The sequence below is a fragment of the Sinorhizobium prairiense genome (assembly GCF_029201645.2).
GTDB lineage: Bacteria > Pseudomonadota > Alphaproteobacteria > Rhizobiales > Rhizobiaceae > Sinorhizobium > Sinorhizobium meliloti_A.
Map to the genome: position 1 here is coordinate 642108 of NZ_CP104131.1, position 15769 is coordinate 657876.

The window sequence follows — 15769 nt, forward strand, 5'->3', positions numbered from 1 at the left end:
AACGGCCTGGATCGGGAAGGGCTTCTCACTTCCAGGCTACCTCACGAGCAAGAGCGAGGCATGGTCCGATGTTACAGGCAGGCATTATCCCGGTAACGCATTTCGAGCAGAACTGTACGGTCCTGTTCGATAGCGAGACCAAGGAAGGCGTGGTCGTCGATCCCGGCGGCGACGTCGACATCATCCTGCAGACGATCCGCGAGAACGGCATCGCGTTGAAGGCTATCTGGCTCACACATGGTCACATCGATCACGCCGGCGGCGCCAAGGAATTGAAAGAAGCACTGGGGCTCGACATTGTCGGACCCCACAAGGACGACCTTCCGCTGCTCGAACGGCTGGAGGATCAGGCGGAGCGCTTCGGCCTCGCGATGAAGGTTCAGAACGTCGTACCAGACCGCTGGCTTGAAGAGGGCGATACCGTCTCCTTCGGCAACCACGTCTTCGAGGTCTTGCATTGCCCCGGCCACGCGCCCGGTCATGTGGTCTATTTCAACCGGGCACAAAACTTCGCCCATGTCGGCGACGTGCTTTTTCACGGCTCCATCGGCCGCACCGACCTGCCGGGCGGCAATCATCAGCAGCTTCTGGATTCGATCCGGGACAAGATACTGCCGCTCGGGGACAATGTGGGCTTCATCTGCGGCCACGGACCGGGCGGGCAGATCGGTGAAGAGCGACGCAGCAATCCGTTTCTCCGCGGTCTTTGACGAGCGGTGCGAATAGAAAAGGGCGCATGACTTTTCCAGTCATGCGCCCTTTCGGTTCATACGCGTTTTCAGCCGGCGTTGCAGAAATGGCTGCGGCCGTCATAGCCGACGAAGGTTCCGGTGTCCGGATCGAACGAGCGATAGCGCTGCGAGCAATAGCGATACCAAGCCGGTGTCCAGGGCTCGAGGCCGTAGGTCTCGACCGCCACAGGACGATAGACGGGCCGATAAACCGGGCGCGGACGATAGACGGGGCGGGGCTCGTAATAGTCGGGCTCCGGATCGATATAGACCCGCTCGCCATAATAGCGCGGCGGCGGCGGCGAAGCGATCGCGCTGCCGATGAGCGCGCCTGCGGCCAAGCCGACGGCGCCCGCTACCCATGCATCGTCGTTATTGCGATGGCGGTGCCCTGCCTGGGCGGTGCCGAAGGTCGGGATAACGATGGCGGCCGCGGCGACCGACAGGACGGCTGCTTTGATGAATTTGTTCATGGGCTTCAATCCTATGCATGCGACCGGATGGTTTCCGGATTTCATGATGAACAAAGTCTATATAAGCCAAACTGAACGGAGCCTGAACGAAAAAACCCGGCAAAACTGCCGGGCTCGAACTTAACTTTCAGCAGAGAACAGCGTTAGCCGACGATCTGCAGGTTGACCGCCTTCGGTCCCTTGCCGCGGCGATCCGGCTCGGTGTCGAAGGATACCTTCTGGTTTTCCGTGAGGCCGCTGAGGCCCGAGGCCTGCACGGCAGAAATATGCACGAAGATGTCCGCGCCACCGTTCTCAGGCTTGATGAAGCCAAAGCCCTTGTCTGTGTTGAAGAATTTTACAGTGCCAGTCTCGGCCATGCGTCAGGTCCTTTTCTCTCCACCCGCGTTGCGGGCAGCATTGCAGTTTTGCCCGGTATGGGCGTGGGGGCAGTTCTCGACAATTGAGGAAAGGGTCCTGGTTATCGCGACCAGCCGCAGGAAGGAATAACAGCCTCCCCCCGTTGGCCGCCCGGAGTGGGTTGCGTCTCCGGCCCGCTTTTATTCAAGATCTTCCCGTGTTCGCAGATTGCCCGAACACAGTAAGAGTGATGGGTTTATTTTGAATTGGCAAGCAAAACTTTTCTGACGAGGTATTGCGTCTTCTCATTGCTCAAAAAGAGGTCAGTTGGTCGTTTTGACTCGCCTGTTCAAAAAGCATCGCAAGCTGTTGAATTCAAAGCTTTTCAACCAAGGATCGGGATGCGGCTGGATCATTTGCGCCAAATTGCGTCGCTCATGGGTATGCCGCAACTTTGTGCAGCCTGGTTTCTCGGTCCAAGCGCCTGATATCGCTCGTCGTTCACGCAGCGCACGGGTGCGAGGGGCCATGGCCTGCAGGCCTACAGAAAAACTGCAGGATATATTGCCGACTCAAGCGCAATTCACAGTTCCAAGCAAAATTGAGGGGTTTCCGAGAGTATTAGTAGTATTAACCCCGATGCGAACCGCGCGGAGAAATTGCACGGAACGGCCAGCAGAAACCGCTGTTCAGACAGCAGCTTCGGCGGCCTCGCCGCGTTTCTTCGTCAGTTCCGGCACGAGCTCGACCGCAAGCATGGCCAGGAAGATGACGGCGCAGCCGACGTAGCCGACCGGAGTGATGGTCTCTCCGAGCAGCAGCACCCCGAACAGGGCGGCGAAGAGCGCTTCGCTCGAGAGGAAGATGGCAGCCTGCGGCGCCGTCGTATAGCGTTGGCCGACGACTTGGCAGATGAACGCGATGCCGCTCGAGAAGATCCCGGCGTAGAGGATCTGCGGGAGGGCGCCGCTGATCGCGTCAAGGCTCAGCGGCTCGAGCAGCCCGGCCAGTGCGCAGCCTGCAACGGCACAGACGGCGAACTGCGTCATCGACAGGAGCATCGGCCGGCCCGTGGCCGGAGCGAATAAGCCGACCAACATCAGCTGAACCGCCCAGAACAGGGCACAGACGATCGTCAGCATGTCTCCGCCGGTCAGCGCCGAAAGCGCGCCGCCACTCAGGAGAAAGATGCCGAAAGCCGCGAGCAGGGCGGCCGGCCAGATGACCCAGTGCGGCCGGCGGCGCAGGAAGACGACAGTCAGTACCGGGACGAATACCACGTAGAGCCCGGTCAGGAAGCCGGAATTGGTGACGGTGGTGGTGAGGAGGCCGTATTGTTGCGTGACGGCTCCGCCGAAAAGCGCCAGTCCGACGAAGACGAAGTTGCGCATGGCGTTGCGCGGCAAGGGCGCAGCGGCCTGCCTGTTTTCAAGGAGCGCCAGGGGCAGTGCCACGAGTGTCGCGATCGCAAAGCGCAGGCCGATGAACCAGAGCGGTCCGATCGCGTCCATCGCCGTCGACTGCGCTACGAAGCCCGCACCCCAGATTGCACCGGAGAACAGGAGGAAGAGATTGGCTTGAATGCGAGTCACCGCTGGCTCCGGGTCGTGGTCCTGCTCACGGGAGGCGCGCGATCTTCGCGCCATATTCCGCGACTTTCGAGAATCACTCCGAAGCCATGCTGCTCAGGTGATTGCGACCTCGCTCTATCAGTTGCGTTTTTTTCGGGCAAGCCGCTCCGTGTCGCCGTCAGGCTGGGCAGCCGTTCCGTAGCGGACTCATTGCGTCGGAGCTTTGGAGACCCTGAGCACTGCGCCGTCCTCCTCGTCGGTGACCATGATCAGTGCCCCGTCGGAAGCGACGATGACGTCGCGGATGCGGCCGAATTCGCCGTCGAACAGCCGTTCCTCGTTGGTCACGGCGCCGGTCTCGTCGCGGTCCAGGCGGGCAAGCAACTGGTACTTCAGTGCCGCGATCAAAAGGTCGCCGTTCCACTCCGGAAACATTTGGCCGCGATAAACGGCGATCGCGCCGGGCGCGATCGATGGGTCCCAATAGAAGAGCGGCTGCTCAAGACCTTCCTTCGCGGTGCCCTCACCGATCTCCACTCCGGAATAATCCTTGCCGAAGGTGATCACCGGCCAGCCGTAGTTTCTGCCGGGCTGCGGGTTGTTCACCTCGTCGCCGCCGCGCGCGCCGTGCTCGACGGTCAAAAGCTTGCCGTCTTCGGGATCGAAGGCGATACCCTGGGGGTTGCGGTGCCCTATGGACCAGATCTCGGCCAGGCCGCCGGTGCCGCCGCGATAGGGATTGGAGGCGGGAATGCTGCCGTCGGCGTTGATGTGGAGGATCGAACCGGCATGGTCGCGCGGGTCCTGGGCGCGCTCGCCTTCGCCGCGATCGCCGATGCCGAAGAACAGGCTGCCGTCCTTGTCGATGGCGATGCGCGAGCCGAAGTGCTGCCCCTTCCGGGTGAACCTGTTCATCCGGAAGATCTCCTTCATATCCCTCAGGCTCTGCTCGTCCTGCGAAAGAGCCGCCCGCACGAGAACGGTGCCGTAGCCACCATCACCACGGACGGAAAGAGTGAGATAGAGTGTCCTGTTGGTCGCAAATTGCCGATCGAGGGCGACGTCCAGAAGACCGCCCTGGCCGTGAGCGGCCGCTTTCGGCACCCCCTTGATCGCAGCCGACAGCTTGCCGTCGCGCAGGATGCGCAGCCGGCCGGGTCGTTCGGTGACGATCAGCGCCCCGTCGGGCATGGCTTCGACCGCCCAGGGATGCTCCAGCCCCGAGGCAAGCGTCTCGACGAGAACGGTTCCTGTCTGCGTGGAAAATTCGCGCCTCTCCTGCGCAGCGGCAGGGGAAGAGGCGAAGGCCAGAAAGAGCGAGACTGCAGCCGCCGTCGAGAATGTAAACACTGTTCCGATGTCCCTTGAGCCGCCAGTATTCCAGCGCGAGTGCCGCATTGCATTCCTCCGGTCCGTCCGTCTGAGCAAATGCATCGTGCCGTCTCGGAGGTCCGAACGCGCGAGCAACGCGCAAACTGGAGCGGCACGCACGGGCCTTCAAGTCAAATCGGATCAAAACGGCTTTATCGCACCGATCCTGTGGTGAGCGGTCCCGGCGCTTCTCGGATCGCCTCGAGGCGCGTCGGCTGGGGTTCGCTTTCCGTCGCCGGACGATGTCGTCCTCCGGAGTTTTGCTGGAGCAGATACTGCGCGACCTCGTCTTTGGCCTTCACGTAGAAGCCTTTGCCGACGAGCATCAGGCCGGCAAGGGCGAATAGGGCGACAATCGCAACGACGATTGTCTGGATCGCCGACAGTCGTGCGAAGAGGTCGGCGTTCGGATGCGACGCGTTATCGTTGTCAGCCATGGCGCGCGGCTTCGGACTGGACGTGGGCCGTCGCGGGCTGCTGCCCGCTGTCGGCTTGCGTCGTCACCTGCGTCATCAATCCGAGGACCATCACGATGCAGGCCGCAAGTGCGGCGAGCGCGATATAGAAACCCCAGCGTGCCTCGTTGCGGCGGGTGCGCGAGGCGGCGACTTCATCATCGAGAAACATAGCATACCCCCAAGATGCCGATGCATCCGCATCGCGAATTGGCGCTTGGAAATCGGCTCTTGCGGGACGGAATTGCGGCGCGCTGAGACAGTTGTTGTGGCGAAAAAAAGGCACGTCTCGGCCGCGAAAAAGCACGGTAGTATCCGGGCGGAGGCGCGTCGACCGATGGTGCGCCGGCAGCCGCTCGTCCGCACGAGGCAATCCGGTTTCGATCGATTGCTTTGATTGCACCCATGAAACTTTGTCATGGTGACGCATTTTGCGCTGACTTGCCGCCGTTTTTCGCCTGAGGCGCTTGCAAGACCGGGCGTCTTTCGACATAGACCTAACCGCTCAGGGAACCCCGGTTTTCCGTTCCGTAGCGTCTCACGCCGTCTCGAAACGATCAGGAAACACACCATGGCCTTCCTTGCCGATGCCCTTTCCCGTGTAAAGCCGTCCGCCACCATCGCTGTTTCGCAGAAAGCCCGCGAGTTGAAAGCGAAAGGCCGCGATGTCATCGGCCTCGGCGCAGGGGAGCCGGACTTCGACACGCCTGACAACATCAAGAAGGCCGCGATCGACGCGATCGATCGCGGCGAGACGAAGTACACGCCGGTTTCCGGCATTCCGGAACTGCGCGAAGCCATTGCGAAGAAGTTCAAGCGCGAGAACAATCTCGACTACACCGCGGCGCAGACGATCGTCGGCACCGGCGGAAAGCAGATTCTCTTCAACGCCTTCATGGCGACGCTCAACCCGGGCGACGAAGTCGTGATCCCGGCGCCGTACTGGGTCTCCTATCCGGAAATGGTGGCGCTGTGCGGCGGCACACCCGTCTTCGTCTCGACCAAGCAGGAGAACAATTTCAAGCTCAAGGCCGAGGATCTCGACCGCGCGATCACGCCGAAGACCAAGTGGTTCGTCTTCAACTCGCCGTCCAACCCCTCGGGCGCGGCCTATTCGCATGAGGAGCTCAAGGCGCTCACGGACGTCCTCATGAAGCATCCGCATGTCTGGGTTCTGACGGACGACATGTACGAGCACCTGACCTATGGCGACTTCAAATTTGCGACCCCCGTCGAAGTCGAGCCCGGCCTCTACGAACGCACGCTGACGATGAACGGCGTCTCCAAGGCCTACGCGATGACCGGCTGGCGCATCGGCTACGCGGCCGGGCCGCTTCATCTGATCAAGGCGATGGACATGATCCAGGGCCAGCAGACTTCGGGCGCCGCCTCGATCGCGCAGTGGGCGGCCGTCGAGGCGCTCAACGGCCCGCAGGATTTCATCGGGCGCAACAAGGAGATCTTCCAGGGCCGCCGCGATCTCGTCGTCTCGATGCTGAACCAGGCCAAGGGCATTTCCTGCCCGACGCCGGAAGGCGCCTTCTACGTCTATCCGTCCTGCGCCGGGTTGATCGGCAAGACCGCGCCCTCGGGCAAGGTCATCGAAACGGACGAGGATTTCGTCTCCGAGCTTTTGGAGACGGAAGGCGTGGCTGTGGTCCACGGCTCGGCCTTCGGCCTCGGCCCGAACTTCCGCATCTCCTACGCAACCTCCGAGGCGCTGCTGGAGGAGGCTTGCCGCCGCATCCAGCGCTTTTGCGCCGCCTGCAGGTAATGCTCCTGCAGACCCACATGAAAGAGCCCGCTGCAACGGCGGGCTTTTTCATGTTCAGAGCTTGATTCAGCGATCTGCCAGTCCGATTCAAGCAGCAGTCCTACCCCGTTGAAACAGAATCACTTTCGCTTCCGGATCACTTCGACGACGGCGGAGATGTCGTCGCCGTGGCCCCCACTGTCGACGCGGTCGCCCGCCAGCCGCAACATGGGTTGCATGAAATCGGGGGCGACGCCCTGTTCTTCGCTTGCCCTCACGATGTTCGCGAGCGCGATCTTCTGCATGGCGATGTTGGAGACGACATCGCGGCCATGCATGCCGCTATCGATCTTGCCGGCGAGGTCGGGCAGGGTACCGCTCATCGCCTCGATCCAAGGCAGGAGCAGCGGCAGGAAGTCGACGGCCTTGCCTCCGGCGCTGGTCACCAGCGCGCTCGCGTGCAGGAAGCCCGAGAAGAGCCCGTACATGCCTGACAGCAGCGCTATGTCGTAGAGCGAAGCCAATCCCTCGTCTTCGCCAAGGTGACGGCTTTCGGCAAGGGCTTCGAGGGCCGAACTGTGCCGATCGAATAGCGCACGCGAGCCGCTGTAAAGGATCAGGGCGCCGGCCCCGCCGATCATCGGCGGGATCGCCATGATCCCCCCGTCGAGATAGATCGCTGCCTTGGCCGCCAGCCACGTGCCGAGTTCCCTGGCGTCACCCGGCGTGCCGTTGGTCAGGTTGAGGAGGTCACGGCCGGCAAGCGCCTCCTCCGCCTGTTCCAGGACCGCACGTGCGGCGGGGTAATCGACGAGGCAGAGGATGGCGAGTTCGCTCGCTGCAATCGCTTCGGCCGGGCTTTCCGCGATCTTCGCACCGGCACCGGCAAGCGGCTCGGCGCGCGATCGCGTCCGGTTCCAGACCGTGACGCTATGGCCGTTCTTGAGAAGCGTGCGTGCAAGCGCCGTCCCCATGGCGCCCATGCCGAGAACTGAAATGCTGCTCATGGATCGTACCTTTCTCGAAATCATTCAGGCGGCGGTCGAGAGCTTCTGGCCCAGGCCGCCGTCGACGGCGAGTTTCGCGCCGGTCGTGAAGGTCGCCTCGAAGGCGAGGAAGAGCACGGCGCGTGCCACTTCATCCGCGGTGCCGTTGCGCTTCATCGGCGTGATGTTGTCGCCGAGCGTCTTGAACTCGGCGCGCTCGGCTTCGGTGATGCCGGCGACGCCCTTGGTCGGCGTGTCGATGAAGCCGGGGCTGACGCTGTTGACCCGGATACCGCGCGGCAGAAGCTCGGCGGCGAGCACGGATGCGAAGGAGACGAGTGCCGCCTTGCTCGCGCTATAGACGCTCATGCCCGGATGGCCACCCTCGTCGGCGACGGAGGAGGTGAAGACGATCGATCCGCCTTCGCGGATCAGAGGCGTCAGCCGCTGCACGGTGAAGAAGGCGCCCTTGGTGTTGACGGCAAACTGGCGGTCATAGGAGGCCTCGCTCACCTGATCGAAGGGCTCGAGCTCAGAGACGCCGGCATTGATGTGCAGGAGATCGATCGCTCCGAGCGTCTGACCGACGGTCGCACCGAGCACGGCGATTTCGTTGAGATCGGCGATGTCCGAGCGCAGTGCATGCACGCGCGGGCCGAACTCTTCCCTGATGCGGGCGAGGTTGCTCTCATTGCGGCCCGTGAGCAGTACCTCGGCGCCGCCTTCGACAAGCCGTCTCACGGTCGCCAGGCCCATGCCATGGGTCCCGCCGATGACGATCGCCTTCTTTCCCTGATAGTTGCCCATGTTCGTTTCCTTTCGGTTCAATAATGATGACCAACAGATGCATCTGTGGACGAACTTGTGCTAGATGGCTCTGCGTGGATCTATCGTTCACGCTTGTGGATGATAGAAAGCCATGGCCAATCTCAACGATTTCACGTTCTTTGTTCACGTCGTGGACCACGGGGGTTTCGCGCCGGCCGCGCGAGCGCTGAACCTGCCGAAATCCACGCTCAGCAAGCGCGTGGCCGAACTGGAAAAGGATCTCGGCGCCCGGTTGATCAACCGCACGTCGCGTCATTTCGCTGTGACCGAAACCGGCAAGGATTTCTATCGCCACGCGGCGGCGATGATGATCGAGGCGGAAGCGGCGGAGAATATCGTCAGGGGCAGACTTGCCGAACCGAGCGGCACGGTGAGGATCACGGCTTCGGTGCCGACCGCGCAGCTATCCCTGGCGCCGCTCCTGCCGCAGCTCGCACTTGCCTATCCGAAACTGCGGGTGACGCTGCATGCGACGGACCGCTTTGTCGACGTCATCCAGGAAGGCTTCGATCTTGCGGTGAGAGACCATTTCGCACCGCTGCCGGATTCGGGCCTCGTCCAGCGCCGCGTCGGATTTCAGGCTAAGCTGATCGTCGCCTCACCGCTCTATTTGCGAGGGAACGGCACTCCCGAACGCCCGGAGGACCTCGATCGTCATGATGGGCTGCTCACGTCGCTGGCGTCCGAAGGCTGGGTGATGGAGCGCGCCGATGGGGCGACCGTGTCGGTCTCGCCGAGGCCGCGTTTCGTGGCCGACGAATCCCGCGTCCTGCGAGAAGCTGCGCTCGCGGGTCTCGGCATCACCACCTTGCCCGGCAAGCTTTGCCAGCAGGAGATCGAAAGCGGCACGCTTGTCCGCATTCTTCCGGAGTGGACCGCCGGCAAAGTGATGACGACGATCTTGATGCCGCACCGGCGCGGGCAGCTCCCCTCCGTGCGGGCAACGGTCGATTTCATCGCCGAGCGTCTCGTCGACGGCTGATGCAAGAAGGCCCGCACGAGGCGGGCCTTTAGAAGAACTCAGCGCTCGGCGAGTGCCGGTTCGCCCTTCTTCTCGCGAATGAGATTCAGGAAGCGGCGGAAGAGGTAGTGGCTGTCCTGCGGTCCTGGCGACGCTTCCGGGTGATGCTGGACGGAGAAGATCGGCCTGCCGCCGACGCGCAGGCCGCAATTGGTGCCGTCGAAGAGCGAGATGTGAGTCTGTTCAACACCTTGCGGAAGCGAGTTCGCATCGACCGCGAAGCCGTGGTTCATCGAAACGATCTCAACCTTGCCGGTGGTGTGGTCCTTGACCGGGTGGTTGGCGCCGTGGTGTCCCTGGTGCATCTTCTCGGTCTTGGCACCGAGCGCCAGTGCCAGCATCTGGTGGCCGAGGCATATGCCGAAGACCGGGATATCCGTCTTGAGAAGGTCCTGAATGACCGGCACGGCATATTCGCCCGTCGCGGCCGGGTCGCCCGGGCCGTTCGACAGGAAGATGCCGTCCGGCTTGAGCGCGAGGACTTCCTCGGCGCTCGTCTGCGCCGGAACGACGGTGACACGGCAGTTCAGACCGGCGAAGAGGCGCAGGATGTTGCGCTTGACGCCGTAGTCGAGAGCCACGACGTGATAAGCGGCGTCGGTCTCGCCCAGCGTCGAGTAGCCCTCGTTCCAGACCCACGGCTTCTCGTTCCAGCGATAGGACTGCCCGGACGTGGCGACCTTGGCGAGGTCGAGGCCTTCGAGGCCGCTCCAGGCCTTTGCCTCGGCTTTCAGCGCCTCGACGTCGAAGACGCCTGCCGGGTCGTGGGCGATGACGCCGTTGGGCATGCCGTTTTCGCGGATCCAGGCCGTCAGCGCCCGCGTGTCGATGCCGCAGAGCCCGATGATGCCGCGCGCCTTCAGCCAGGCGTCGAGGTGCTTGGCGGCGCGGTAGTTGGAGGGCTCGGTGATGTCGGCCTTGAAGATGACGCCGACGGCACCGTTGCGGGCGGCAGGCGTAAGATCCTCGATGTCCTCGTCATTGGCGCCGATATTGCCGATATGCGGGAAGGTGAACGTGACGATCTGGCCGAGATAGGAGGGATCGGTCAGGATTTCCTGGTACCCGGTCAACGCCGTGTTGAAACAGACCTCGGCCTGAACCTTACCGGTCGCGCCGATGCCCTTGCCTTCGATCACCGTGCCGTCGGCCAGAACGAGCAGGGCAGTGGGTTTCTGGATTGTCCATGCGGGTGTCGCGGTCATCGTCTCTATCCCGTTGTGGCCGAAAGCGAGGCTTGAAAGCCGGTCGGTTCAGGGCCATTTCAGATCGCATGCGGCATGGCGCGCGGAAACCCCGCGGGAGAAAGTTCATGCCGATGTACGTGCAGGTGCCGGAAAATAGCCAAAGGCTCTGGCAAGGTCAACCAGACGCTGTGAATTGTTCCGAAATAAAATGCGTTATAATTCAATCGGTTGCCAAAGACGTTTGATTGTGCCTGCCGCACTGGTTTAAGACGATGACAAAAGGACGCATCGAACCGGCCCCGCAGATAGAGCCCTGGGGTCGGTTTCGACATGGAGTTAAGACATGCGCGAGCATTTCGCCAATGCACTGAAAGAAGCCCTCAAGGCCAAGGATACCCGGCGCATCTCGACCGTCCGGCTCATCCAGGCTGCGATCAAGGACCGCGACATCGCCAATCGCGGCCACGGCAAGGACCCGGTCGGCGACGACGAGATCCTGCAGATCCTCGCGAAGATGATCAAGCAGCGCGAGGAATCGGCCCGAGTCTATGACGAGGGCGGCCGGCCGGAGCTTGCCGAGCAGGAGCGGCAGGAAATCGCCATCATCAACCAGTTTCTGCCGGAGCAGCTTTCCGAGGAAAAGGTCAAGGAAGTCTGCGCCAAGACCGTCGCGGAAATCGGTGCGCACGGGCTGCGCGACATGGGCAAGTGCATGAACGCCCTGAAGGAGCGTTATCCCGGCAAGATGGACTTCGGCAAGGCCTCCGGGGTGGTCAAGGACCTCCTGAAGTAAGCCGCAGCGCCCGCTCCGGCGGGCGCGCATTCCTTAAGGCCGCTGACGGCAAACGACCCGCGCCGCGCCGGCCGACAAGCGTTACCTCCTTGGCTTGAGCCCGTGCCTGTGAATAGCGGGCAAGGCGCAGGCTGCCTGTGGCTTCCTTCGGCCATGCCGCTTATATGGAGGTTTGCATGCATGTCGTTGCCCGAAGCCGCTGCACGGGCTCGGGCGACATGCGGTAGAGGTAACCATGCGCTTTTCACCGTCCTTCCTCGACGAGATACGCGACCGCGTCCCCATTTCGGACGTGATCGGCAAGCGCGTCACCTGGGACCGGCGCAAGACCAATGTTCCGCGCGGCGATTATTGGGCCTGTTGCCCGTTCCACGGCGAGAAATCTCCGAGCTTCCACTGCGAGGATCGCAAGGGCCGCTATCATTGCTTCGGCTGCGGCGTTTCCGGCGATCATTTCCGCTTCCTGACCGAGCTCGAGGGCCTGAGTTTTCCGGAAGCCGTGCAGCAGATCGCCGATTTGGCGGGCGTCCCGATGCCGCAGCCGGACCCGCAGGCCGAGCAGCGCGAGCGGGAACGTACGAGCCTGCTCGACGTCATGGAACTGGCGACGCAGTTTTTTCAGGATCAGCTTCAGACGGCGAACGGGGCAAAGGCGCGCGCCTATCTGCGCGAGCGCGGACTGACCGGCCGCACGATCGAGACGTTCCGTCTCGGCTTTGCACCCGACAGCCGCAATGCGCTGAAGGAGTTTCTCGCCGGAAAGGGTATTGGCAAGGAGCAGATCGAGGCCTGCGGCCTCGTCGTGCACGGCGACGACATTCCGGTTTCCTACGACCGCTTCCGCGACAGGATCATGTTCCCGATCCCGTCCGCCCGAGAAAAGGTGATCGCCTTCGGCGGCCGCGCCATGTCGCCGGACGCCCCGGCAAAATATCTGAACTCCAACGAGACCGAGCTCTTTCACAAGGGCAATGTGCTCTTCAATTTCGCCCGCGCCCGGCGGGCTTCGCAGGGTGCCGACGGCGCAGGCACGATCATTGCCGTCGAAGGCTATATGGACGTGATCGCGCTTCATCAGGCGGGGATAGAAAATGCCGTTGCGCCGCTCGGCACGGCGCTGACCGAAAATCAGCTCGATCTCTTATGGAAGATGACGACCCAGCCGGTGCTCTGCTTCGACGGCGACGGCGCCGGCGTGCGCGCCGCCCATCGGGCCGTCGATCTCGCGCTGCCCCATTTGAAGCCTGGCCGGTCCGTGCGCTTTGCCCTGTTGCCGGAGGGCAAGGACCCGGACGATGTGGTGCGCCATGACGGACGCGAGCCTTTCGACAAGGTGCTCGCCAATGCCCGCTCGCTCGCCGACATGGTCTGGCAGCGCGAGGTGCAGGGCGGCGATTTCGACACGCCGGAAAAACGCGCCGAACTCGAAGCGCGGCTGCGGCAGGTGACCTCGGTAATCGCCGACGAGAGCGTGCGCCGCCATTATGGGCAGGACATGCGCGACCGCCTGAATGCGTTTCTTCAGGGGAGCGCGCCGTTCAGAGGCGAAAGGCGGCCGTTCGAGCGAGCCGGGAGGCAGGCGGGCAGGCAGGGTGGCAGGGGCTGGTCGCCGGCTCCCAACCCGGTCATGGGCGCGGCCGTGGAGGCTGGGACCGCCGGCAGTTCCAAACTCAATCAGATGCTGAAGGCCCGCGGCTCGCTTCGCCCGCCGGTACTTCGCGAGAGCGTGCTTGCGTTGACGATCGTCAATCATCCGCAATTGCTGTTCGACGAGTATGACGAGATTGCCACGATCGAGTTCGACCACCGTGATCTGCAGCGCTGCTGGGCTGCGGTTCTGAACGCGGCGGCGGCGAACGGATTGCGGCTCACGCGGGAAACCCTCATGGAGCAGCTCGAGGCGGAGGGATTCTCCACGCTGATCGCCGCTCTGGACCGGCAGGTGCGCTATGCGCGGCTCTGGACCGCAACGGCGGCGGCGGCTCCGGAGGATGCACGCGAAGGTTACCTTCAGGCCCTGACGCTTCATCGGCGGACGAAGGCGCTGCTCTGGCAGAAGCGGGAACTCGAGCGCGAGATCGCGGAAGCCACGGCGTCCGAAGACGTGGAGCAGGGTCAGCGGCTCGTGCGCGCCATGGAGGAGGTGCAGCTCGAGCTTCACCGGATGGACAAGCTCGAAGCGATCATCGAAGGCTTCGGCGTGCTTTCCGGCCGCGTCAAGGGCCCGGCGGCTCGTTAGCCGATACTCTCACGACGGGCCGGTTGAGCAGCGGCCCGAGCCGGTTTGCCTTCAATCAGCCGCGAACTCCATACTGCGTGCTCCCGATGAAAGCGATTCCATGCCCGAAAGCCACAACACCGCCCGCCTGTTCGAAACGGAAGGCCTCAGCAATCCCCTCGATCTCCTGAAGCGTATCTACGGTTATTCCACCTTCCGCGGCCAGCAGCAGGCGGTCGTCGACCATGTGGTTGCCGGTGGCGACGCCGTCGTGCTCTTTCCGACGGGGGCGGGAAAATCGCTCTGCTTTCAGATCCCGGCGCTCTGCCGCCGGGGCGTCGGCATCGTCGTTTCGCCGCTGATCGCCCTGATGCGCGACCAGGTGGAGGCGCTGAAGCAGCTCGGCATCCGGGCCGCGGCACTCAACTCTTCATTGACGCGGGACGAGGCGATCGCGGTCCGCCGCGCTCTTTCGAGAGACGAACTCGATCTCCTCTACGTGACGCCGGAGCGCGCCGTCACCGATGGCTTCGCCGAAATGATCGCCGATGCCGACATTGCCCTTTTCGCGATCGACGAGGCCCATTGCGTATCGCAATGGGGACATGACTTCCGCCCGGAATATCGCGGTCTCGGCTGCCTCGCCGAGCGCTTTCCCGGCGTGCCGCGCATCGCGCTTACCGCCACCGCGGATCCCCATACGCGCGACGATATGATCGAGCGGTTGGCACTCGGCGGCGCGCGTGTTTTCACCTCCAGCTTCGACCGACCGAATATCGCCTATGAGATCGTGGAACGCGATCAGCCTCGCCAGCAATTGCTGCGCTTCCTGTCGCGCTTCAAGGATGCAAGCGGCATCGTCTATTGCCTGTCGCGCGCGAAGGTCGAGGACACGGCGGAATGGCTCGATGCACAGGGCATCCGTGCACTTCCCTATCATGCCGGCATGGAGCGGGCGGCGCGCGACGCCCATCAGGATGCATTCCTGAAGGAGGAGAATCTGTGCCTCGTCGCAACCGTCGCCTTCGGCATGGGGATCGACAAGCCGAATGTGCGCTACGTCGCCCATCTCGATCTCCCGGGCTCGGTCGAGGCCTACTACCAGGAGACGGGGAGGGCGGGTCGCGATGGCCTGCCTTCCGAAGTGTGGATGGCTTATGGCATGGCCGACGTCATCCAGCGCCGGCGGATGATCGACGAGGGCGGTGCGCCCGAGGAAATCAAGCGCATCGAGCGGGCGAAACTCAATTCGCTGCTTGCCATTTGCGAGACGGCAGGCTGCCGGCGCCAGGCCATCCTCGCGCATTTCGGTGAGGCTCATCCGGGCGGCTGCGGTCATTGCGACACCTGCCTGAAGCCGGTCGAGACCTGGGACGGCACGGAAGCGGCGATCAAGGCGCTTGCCGCCGTCTACCGGACCGGAGAGCGCTTCGGAACCGGCCATCTGATCGATGTGCTTACGGGCAGCGTGAACGAGAAGACGGAGCGCTTCGGCCATGTCGACATGCCGGTCTTCGGGGCCGGCAAGGACCTGCCGGCGCGCACCTGGCAGTCGATCTTCCGGCAACTGCTCGCCGCCGGGCTGATCTCCGTGGACCACGGCGCCTTCGGAGCGTTGAAGCTCGAGCCCGAGGCCCGCAGCGTCTTTCGCCGCGAACGGCAGGTGCTCTTCCGCAAGGACCGTCCGAGTTCCGGCAAGGCCAAAGCCGCACGCGGGTCGAAGGCGACCGGCGAACGATCGGACCTCGCGGGATCCGATCTCGAACTGTTCGAGCGGCTCCGGTCCGAGCGCCTCTCTCTCGCCCGAGAGATGGACGTGCCGCCCTATGTCGTCTTTCCGGATACGACCTTGATCGCTCTCGCCAAGCGGCGCCCGCGCGATTTCGACGAATTGCTCGACGTTCCCGGTATCGGCGAGAGCAAGCGGGAGAGATATGGCGAAGCGTTTCTCGCCGTGATCGAGGCGTTCGAGGGCTGAAGTCGAAGCGGGATGATGGAACCGCCCTCATCCCGGTGGGGCGTGGGCGCAGCATCGAAACCGAT

General features: G+C 63.2%; 15 protein-coding genes. 6 read left to right on the forward strand and 9 right to left on the reverse strand.

The genetic code is table 11. The features are described from left to right. The first annotated feature begins 68 nt into the window (after positions 1–68). A complete protein-coding gene (locus N0Q91_RS05750) occupies positions 69–710 on the forward strand; it encodes an MBL fold metallo-hydrolase (protein WP_275597559.1) in 642 nt (213 codons plus the stop codon). A 68-nt stretch (positions 711–778) separates the two neighbouring features. On the opposite strand, the gene N0Q91_RS05755 is transcribed toward N0Q91_RS05750, so the two are convergent. From N0Q91_RS05755 to N0Q91_RS05780, 6 genes are all read right to left on the reverse strand, one after another. Beyond that, complete coding sequence (locus tag N0Q91_RS05755; protein WP_100671817.1) at positions 779–1204, reverse strand: BA14K family protein; 426 nt, start codon at positions 1202–1204, stop codon at positions 779–781. Between the two features lie 143 nt (positions 1205–1347). Then, complete coding sequence (locus tag N0Q91_RS05760) at positions 1348–1563, reverse strand: cold-shock protein (RefSeq protein WP_003532915.1); 216 nt, start codon at positions 1561–1563, stop codon at positions 1348–1350. Between the two features lie 669 nt (positions 1564–2232). After that, positions 2233–3135 (reverse strand): DMT family transporter, encoded by a 903-nt coding sequence (locus tag N0Q91_RS05765; protein ID WP_275597560.1) that lies wholly within the window; start codon positions 3133–3135, stop codon positions 2233–2235. A gap of 186 nt (positions 3136–3321) precedes the next feature. Then, positions 3322–4512: a PQQ-dependent sugar dehydrogenase gene (locus tag N0Q91_RS05770; protein WP_275597561.1), complete on the reverse strand. Its 1191-nt coding sequence runs from the start codon at positions 4510–4512 to the stop codon at positions 3322–3324. Positions 4513–4637: 125 nt separating this feature from the next. Then, positions 4638–4922 (reverse strand): hypothetical protein, encoded by a 285-nt coding sequence (locus tag N0Q91_RS05775; protein WP_275597562.1) that lies wholly within the window; start codon positions 4920–4922, stop codon positions 4638–4640. After that, on the reverse strand, positions 4915–5112 hold the full coding sequence (locus N0Q91_RS05780) for a hypothetical protein (RefSeq protein WP_275597563.1): 198 nt from the start codon (positions 5110–5112) through the stop codon (positions 4915–4917). The genes N0Q91_RS05775 and N0Q91_RS05780 overlap by 8 nt, the downstream gene beginning before the upstream one ends. Positions 5113–5511: 399 nt before the next feature. Here N0Q91_RS05780 and N0Q91_RS05785 point away from each other — a divergent pair, with 399 nt between their 5' ends. Next, entirely contained in the window at positions 5512–6714 is a 1203-nt protein-coding gene (locus N0Q91_RS05785) for a pyridoxal phosphate-dependent aminotransferase (RefSeq protein WP_275597564.1), read from the forward strand. A 119-nt stretch (positions 6715–6833) separates the two neighbouring features. Here N0Q91_RS05785 and N0Q91_RS05790 read toward each other — a convergent pair whose 3' ends face one another. Further along, the gene (locus N0Q91_RS05790; RefSeq protein ID WP_018095623.1) at positions 6834–7700 is read right to left on the reverse strand and encodes an NAD(P)-dependent oxidoreductase; all 867 of its coding nucleotides are present in this window, start codon (positions 7698–7700) and stop codon (positions 6834–6836) included. 24 nt (positions 7701–7724) lie between these two features. Beyond that, the gene (locus N0Q91_RS05795; protein WP_018095622.1) at positions 7725–8486 is read right to left on the reverse strand and encodes an SDR family oxidoreductase; all 762 of its coding nucleotides are present in this window, start codon (positions 8484–8486) and stop codon (positions 7725–7727) included. Between the two features lie 112 nt (positions 8487–8598). Here N0Q91_RS05795 and N0Q91_RS05800 point away from each other — a divergent pair, with 112 nt between their 5' ends. Then, on the forward strand, positions 8599–9489 hold the full coding sequence (locus tag N0Q91_RS05800; RefSeq protein ID WP_275597565.1) for a LysR substrate-binding domain-containing protein: 891 nt from the start codon (positions 8599–8601) through the stop codon (positions 9487–9489). Between the two features lie 38 nt (positions 9490–9527). On the opposite strand, the gene carA is transcribed toward N0Q91_RS05800, so the two are convergent. Next, complete coding sequence (gene carA, locus N0Q91_RS05805; protein ID WP_100671811.1) at positions 9528–10733, reverse strand: glutamine-hydrolyzing carbamoyl-phosphate synthase small subunit; 1206 nt, start codon at positions 10731–10733, stop codon at positions 9528–9530. Positions 10734–11058: 325 nt separating this feature from the next. Here carA and N0Q91_RS05810 point away from each other — a divergent pair, with 325 nt between their 5' ends. The 3 genes from N0Q91_RS05810 to recQ all read left to right on the forward strand — a co-directional run bounded on the left by N0Q91_RS05810 (position 11059) and on the right by recQ (position 15704). After that, positions 11059–11508, forward strand: coding sequence for a GatB/YqeY domain-containing protein (locus N0Q91_RS05810; protein ID WP_018095619.1), 450 nt, complete (start codon positions 11059–11061; stop codon positions 11506–11508). 235 nt (positions 11509–11743) lie between these two features. After that, positions 11744–13747, forward strand: a complete 2004-nt coding sequence (gene dnaG, locus N0Q91_RS05815) for a DNA primase (RefSeq protein ID WP_275597566.1) — start codon at positions 11744–11746, stop codon at positions 13745–13747. Between the two features lie 100 nt (positions 13748–13847). After that, positions 13848–15704: a DNA helicase RecQ gene (recQ, locus tag N0Q91_RS05820; protein ID WP_275597567.1), complete on the forward strand. Its 1857-nt coding sequence runs from the start codon at positions 13848–13850 to the stop codon at positions 15702–15704. Positions 15705–15769 lie beyond the last annotated feature (65 nt).

Bases quoted from the DNA above. Each gene is read 5' to 3' on its own strand.
- carA (WP_100671811.1), bottom strand. From the start codon at position 10,733: ATGACCGCGACACCCGCATGGACAATCCAGAAACCCACTGCCCTGCTC.
- N0Q91_RS05800 (WP_275597565.1), top strand. From the start codon at position 8,599: ATGGCCAATCTCAACGATTTCACGTTCTTTGTTCACGTCGTGGACCAC.
- N0Q91_RS05760 (WP_003532915.1), bottom strand. From the start codon at position 1,563: ATGGCCGAGACTGGCACTGTAAAATTCTTCAACACAGACAAGGGCTTT.
- N0Q91_RS05790 (WP_018095623.1), bottom strand. From the start codon at position 7,700: ATGAGCAGCATTTCAGTTCTCGGCATGGGCGCCATGGGGACGGCGCTT.
- dnaG (WP_275597566.1), top strand. From the start codon at position 11,744: ATGCGCTTTTCACCGTCCTTCCTCGACGAGATACGCGACCGCGTCCCC.
- N0Q91_RS05810 (WP_018095619.1), top strand. From the start codon at position 11,059: ATGCGCGAGCATTTCGCCAATGCACTGAAAGAAGCCCTCAAGGCCAAG.
- recQ (WP_275597567.1), top strand. From the start codon at position 13,848: ATGCCCGAAAGCCACAACACCGCCCGCCTGTTCGAAACGGAAGGCCTC.
- N0Q91_RS05785 (WP_275597564.1), top strand. From the start codon at position 5,512: ATGGCCTTCCTTGCCGATGCCCTTTCCCGTGTAAAGCCGTCCGCCACC.
- N0Q91_RS05780 (WP_275597563.1), bottom strand. From the start codon at position 5,112: ATGTTTCTCGATGATGAAGTCGCCGCCTCGCGCACCCGCCGCAACGAG.
- N0Q91_RS05795 (WP_018095622.1), bottom strand. From the start codon at position 8,486: ATGGGCAACTATCAGGGAAAGAAGGCGATCGTCATCGGCGGGACCCAT.
- N0Q91_RS05755 (WP_100671817.1), bottom strand. From the start codon at position 1,204: ATGAACAAATTCATCAAAGCAGCCGTCCTGTCGGTCGCCGCGGCCGCC.
- N0Q91_RS05775 (WP_275597562.1), bottom strand. From the start codon at position 4,922: ATGGCTGACAACGATAACGCGTCGCATCCGAACGCCGACCTCTTCGCA.
- N0Q91_RS05770 (WP_275597561.1), bottom strand. From the start codon at position 4,512: ATGCGGCACTCGCGCTGGAATACTGGCGGCTCAAGGGACATCGGAACA.
- N0Q91_RS05750 (WP_275597559.1), top strand. From the start codon at position 69: ATGTTACAGGCAGGCATTATCCCGGTAACGCATTTCGAGCAGAACTGT.